At 62.6% G+C, this 5,087-nt stretch carries 4 protein-coding genes and 1 pseudogene; 3 read left to right on the top strand and 2 right to left on the bottom strand.

What is annotated here, in order from left to right; genetic code table 11:
- A partial coding sequence (locus VFG33_RS30330; RefSeq protein ID WP_325056411.1) for a hypothetical protein occupies positions 1-704 on the bottom strand: 704 nt, incomplete at its 3' end.
- A 327-nt stretch (positions 705-1,031) separates the two neighbouring features.
- Between VFG33_RS30330 and VFG33_RS30325 the strand changes: the two genes are divergently transcribed.
- The 3 genes from VFG33_RS30325 (at position 1,032) to VFG33_RS30315 (ending at position 4,645) form a co-directional block, all read left to right on the top strand.
- On the top strand, positions 1,032-1,529 hold the full coding sequence (locus tag VFG33_RS30325) for a hypothetical protein (protein ID WP_325056410.1): 498 nt from the start codon (positions 1,032-1,034) through the stop codon (positions 1,527-1,529).
- A gap of 1,986 nt (positions 1,530-3,515) precedes the next feature.
- Complete coding sequence (locus tag VFG33_RS30320) at positions 3,516-4,355, top strand: CHAT domain-containing protein (RefSeq protein WP_325056409.1); 840 nt, start codon at positions 3,516-3,518, stop codon at positions 4,353-4,355.
- Between the two features lie 11 nt (positions 4,356-4,366).
- Positions 4,367-4,645, top strand: a complete 279-nt coding sequence (locus VFG33_RS30315) for a hypothetical protein (RefSeq protein ID WP_325056408.1) — start codon at positions 4,367-4,369, stop codon at positions 4,643-4,645.
- Between the two features lie 12 nt (positions 4,646-4,657).
- On the opposite strand, the pseudogene VFG33_RS30310 reads toward VFG33_RS30315, so the two are convergent.
- Positions 4,658-4,945, bottom strand: a pseudogene (locus VFG33_RS30310) (integrase core domain-containing protein); the annotation flags it as partial.
- Between the last annotated feature and the right edge of the window lie 142 nt (positions 4,946-5,087).

Below are 5,087 nucleotides of genomic sequence, written 5' to 3'. Positions count from 1 at the left end.
TTGGTGGCGAAACCGACATAGAGTTGGTTGTCGACTCTTTCCGCCGCTTGTTCCGCGATGGCTCTGAGTCGATCGCGCGGCAAAATCGGACGAGTCGCCAGCCGTAAGTCTGCAGGCCAGGTCCCGAAAGCTTTGCGTAGAGCCTTTCGGGTCTGGCGCACGGGGAAAGTCGTGATCTTCGATTCCTCGGCGAGTTTCAGGAGGGCGGTAGCGGTGCTGTCGGCGGCGTCGCGTAGCCATCTGAAAGCCGGTGTACTGAGATCGCCGAGGGAGAGCCGCTGGGTGACGGCATATTGGATCGCATCGTCGGTGAAGCCCGAAGTCGAGAGGATGACGTAGCGGTAGTCATACCTGGACATATCGGGGGAGTGCTTCTTGGCGGTTCGCCAGGAGTAGTGCTCGTTGACATCGTTGACGACGCCCAATGCGTTGCGAAGTACCGGCAGTCCAGTTGGAGCCTTGCGAAACTTGGCCTCGATGAACATCCGCAACGGATAGCTGAGCGGTACTGCTGAGCGCAGTTGACCGAGTACGTCCACCTGGTGCAGGGCGCCGCGGCCGTAGATGTTGAGCTCGTTCCCCGCCATTTGAAGTGCGAAACTGTCCTGCGAGGGGTGCACCAGGAGGTCATAGCCACTGTCCTTGATGAGCCGGGCGATGAACTCCTCGAGAACGTATCCGCGTAGCGACGACTGGCTGATCATCCGCGCAGCATAGGCGCCGGAGAGCCTGCATGGAATGGTTGCCGTAACTGCCGCACCGCGAGGAGACTCTTGAGTCAACCGGCGACAATGCACGGTATCGGCTACCTGTTGGAGCCGGTGTCAATCGCGGCCTACCTCCCTCAGCAGGTGAGTCCAGAGTTGCAGTGCTATGTGGAGAATTTTTGCACCCTCCTCGCGGCGATAGCGCAACTTCAGTCGTGGTCGATCGGTGGCTGCGTGCTCAGGCGGAGCCCCGGCAAGGGATGCCGCCGCTCGGTGCGAGGGTGTCTAAGGGGCCAGCCCTGTTGGCGGACGTAGGATCCCGAGATGGATGCGACTGTTGCGATTGGCGCGGGTACTGCGCTGGTCGGTGCTCTCCTTGGTTCGCTTGGAGCTCCACTTTTACAGAGGCGACTAGCCGACCGAACGAGCTTGCGCAAGGAGCGCACGGTTCTGTACGCGGACGCCATGCTCTATGTGCACTTCGTTAACGAGAATCTCCGATTGTTGGTAGATCCGGAAGGGAGTCCTGGTACGACCGCGAAGGAAATCAGTCAGCGCGACGAACTGCAACAGGTGCCAGATCAGATGACTGCACGGATGCGGCTGCTGGCTCACAAGCGCGTACGGGATACATGGCTTGAACTGCTGCAAGCACAAGAGAACCTGAGCTACCAAATAGGCGAGGATGATCCGGGCTTCCGACAGCCGGGTATGGACCCGATGGCGGCCGTTCCGGAGGGCTACATGCCAGTTGTCCGGCTTCGGACAGCGAGTGAGCGGTTTGAGAAGATGTGCCGCAACGCCCTGGGCGTCGCAGACTGAGCTTCTATGGTGCACGAGGCGCGTTGGTCGGGCATCCGAGGGTTCAGCCTGACCGTCAGTACTTCGCGACTCTTGGCGGCTTGCGACAGTAGAACAAGGCGATCCAGAACTTGAGTCGCGGTGCTGACGCAGGGCTGCATGCGTTGGCCAGTTGGTGGGTGTCACGATCTGCGGCCTGCCCTTGGCAACCGGTCATGATGGCGGCATAGTGCTCCGCGGGGGACGTGGCAGGAACTTCTCGGGGATCTGTAGTGGCGCAGGGGTGCGCCGTGACGGTGGTCCAGCTGACTGATGTCCAGTTGGTTTGCTTGCCCGATCCCAGGGTTGTTCGTGCCGGGAGTCGCCCGAGCACGCGGGAGGGGGAGCGGTTATGTTCCGTCATCGGGTGGCGACTCGCGTCTACGTTGAGGCTGGTCAGCTCTGGGCGGGTGGTCGTCCTGCCGGATTGGATCGCCGTGCGTACGTGCTGAAGGTTATCGGGTTGGCGAGCCAGGCGGCCGAAGCGACCGTCGGTGCAGACGATCGCAAAGGCGAGGAGCTCTGGGCTGACGCAAAGGTCATCGAAGCCGAGTGCACCTTCGAACTCGGAGATTTCGACGTCGCATTGGGGATGCTGGCTGCGGCCGCGGCGACCTACATCGCTCGAGCCAAGACAGGCCGATCCTTTGAGCTGTCGGAAATCGCCATTCTGCTCAGCCGTTGTTACAGCCAGCTTGGGCACTCGGAGGCCGCCGCGAGGTTCGCGGTTGAGGCCTATCAGCGTAGGCCCGAGAGCGAGATGGACTTTCCGTTCCTCAACTGGCACTTGAGCATGATGCTGGCGGGTGGATATGGGCCCCAGGTCAAGAATCTTCTCGACGGTGCGTCCGATGGCGATGGTCCAGAGCCGAGCCGTAGCCTCCTGATGGTGCTCGAGCACGCGTGCGGCCTGCGATCGCTCGGACCGGACGAGCTGCTGCAATGTCTCGCCGCGCTGGCGGAAGTACCGTCGGAAATAGCCGGCTACCAGCGGCAGGTTGTTGCAAGCTCTCTGGCCAAGGCGGGCCAACGGGAGAAGGCGATTGACACCTTGCGCTCCCACATCGAACGACTCATCGCCGAGGACGAACCGAGCTGGAGCATCGCCAGAGCGAAGCAGGACCTCGCCAGGCACCTTCAGCTCGAAGGCGACCACGAGCAGGCGCTCGTGTTGGCGCTTGAGGCATGGGCAGTCATCGAGGCCGGCAGATCGTCCACTGGGTCAGCTGAGCTTCGTCAAAGCATCGACAACTCCTTCGCCACCGCACGTGAGGTCGCCATGCGGTCCGCCGTAGAGCTCGAAGACTGGGGCCTCCTCACGGAATTGATCGAGGCATCGCGCCTCCAGTCAAATCCCGACGTGATCGGTTCCGGCTTCGAGTTGGACACCACGATCCGCACTGGCCAAGCGCCGGCGAAAGTACCTCGCCCAGGCCCAACGAAGTCGCTGAACATCGACGAGCTTCCAGAGCCGTACTCGACGGTATTCGAGGGGATCTATCACGCCCGCCTCGACCTCGCCCAACAAGCTGGCATCGCCAGCCGAGGGCGATCTGCCTTGGCGGCGGCGCGCGACAGAATGCGATCGACGACTCTCCACATGTCTCCCGCCGGCCCGACGATCGATATTGACCTGATCGCAGACAAGGTCGGAGGGGGACCGCTGCCTTGGTGGCACACGTGGGTCGAGCGCGGCCATGTCTTCTGGACCTTGATCAGCCCGTTGGGACAGGCTGACGGCGGATTCATCGACCTACGTGAGGACTCAGATCTTGCGGCTGCATTGAACGCCTGCGCGCTCGGCAACGGGATGCCCGCGCCAGTGCCGTCCGGCCGCGACGACGACGATCTCTCCGGCGCACTCAAAGCGTTCGAGAGCTTCGAGGAGCTCCAGATAACGGCGCCGCTCGCCAAGCTGCTGCCGCCGGCACTCGCCGAGCAAGCCCATTCCGCGACCCGGCGGAGCCCGTGCGGGTGTATGCCTCGATCGCCGCCGAACTGTCCGCAGTGCCATGGCCAATCGTTCCAATCCGACCGGACTCGAACGCGCCACGTTTGGTCGAACGCTGTTGCCTCTCCTACTTGCCATCGGTCGCCACCATCGCGGCATCGTCGCGCGATTCGGATCAGGCAACCCTTTGGCCGTTCCTGCTGAGCTGCGACTACATGAGCGATCACGCAGAGCGGCCCTACCTCGAAGTGAAGCCTCGAGCGGCGTGGCGATTGCTAGGCACGCCAGTGCACGCCTCCTCGAACGGGAAGGTGCAGCTCGCTACCTTGGAGAACCTGGCCGCGGCACTCCGCACCCTGTCTCCTGGCCAGCCTGGGCTCGCGTTCTTCCGGGCCCACCACGACCGGCGTGACGGCGACCCGAGCATCTCCGGTCTTGACCTGCAGAACGCCACATTTCAAGCCGGAATGCTGTGGGTCACCGACGGAGCCACCGGCCAGCCAATTCTTCCAGTTCCGAGCCGCGTCATCCTGTCGTGTTGCTCGTCGGCTCCCACCGCCGAAAGAAGTGGTGCCGAGAGTCTCGGGCTGGTTTCGGGGTGCCTGCGCTCTGGCGCCAACCACGTGTTCGCTACCGGCGTCGATGTACCGAACGCGTCCTTCACTAACGCCTGGGACGATATGTTGATCGAGCTCATGCTCACCGCGGACGATCCGGTGCGTGCGCTGCGAGACTTGCAGCTCCGAATGCTTCGCGAGTGGCAGGTCTACTCGCTACGGGGGAGCGCTGACGACATGTACGACATCCGCGATCCGCTACCGATTGTGTGGGCCTACTACCAAGCGTACGGGATCTGAAGTAGGCGTCTGTGGCGCAGATTCGTGTAACCCAGGAACTGGCAGAGGCCTTCGTCGAAGAACGCATTGCGCGACTGGACTACCCACGGCGATCGAACGCATTGGAGATCCTGGTCCAGGGCGCCGAGGCTGGTGCCGTCGTGATCAGCCTGCTGCAAGGTCCGGTCACTGTCGCCCAAATCGTCAGAGCAATCAAACGCTGGGCGACGACCCGGCCTACCAACGAGGCCTTGATCATCAAGGGCCCAGGTGTCGATCTGGGATTGACCCGGTTCGACGGACAGGATTGATGCGGGGTCGGTTCACGCTACCTTTTCGAGGGTGGGGGCGTGGAGTGATTCGTAGCTGGCCGGGCTGCGATAGCCGAGGGTGGAGTGGCGGCGGCGGGTGTTGTACCAGCCTTCGATGTAGTCGAAGATCGCGCTGGTGGCGGCTTTGCGGGTTGGCCAGGTGCGGCGGTGGATGAGCTCGGTTTTCACGGTCGCGAAGAAGGACTCGGCGACCGCGTTGTCCCAGCATTGGCCCTTGCGGCCGACGGACAGTGTGACGCCGAGATCTGTTGCCAGGTTGGCGTACTGGGCCGAGGTGTATTGGGCGAGTTCAACCGGTCGATGCAACACCAGGCTGTTATAGCGAGCCTAGCTGCTCTTCGAAGACCTCGGCCGGGGTTCGCCAGTCGAGGATCTTGCGGGGCCGGTTGTTGATCGCGAGAGCGACAGCTTCGAGGTCCTC

It is taken from the genome of Kribbella sp. (assembly GCF_035687465.1).
Lineage (GTDB): Bacteria > Actinomycetota > Actinomycetes > Propionibacteriales > Kribbellaceae > Kribbella.
The sequence above is the reverse complement of the archived record's forward strand: the minus strand, read 5'-3'. Positions and strand labels throughout refer to the sequence as shown.

What these genes read in the sequence shown, in the direction of transcription:
- VFG33_RS30325 (WP_325056410.1), top strand. Translation starts at nt 1,032, where the DNA reads ATGGATGCGACTGTTGCGATTGGCGCGGGTACTGCGCTGGTCGGTGCT.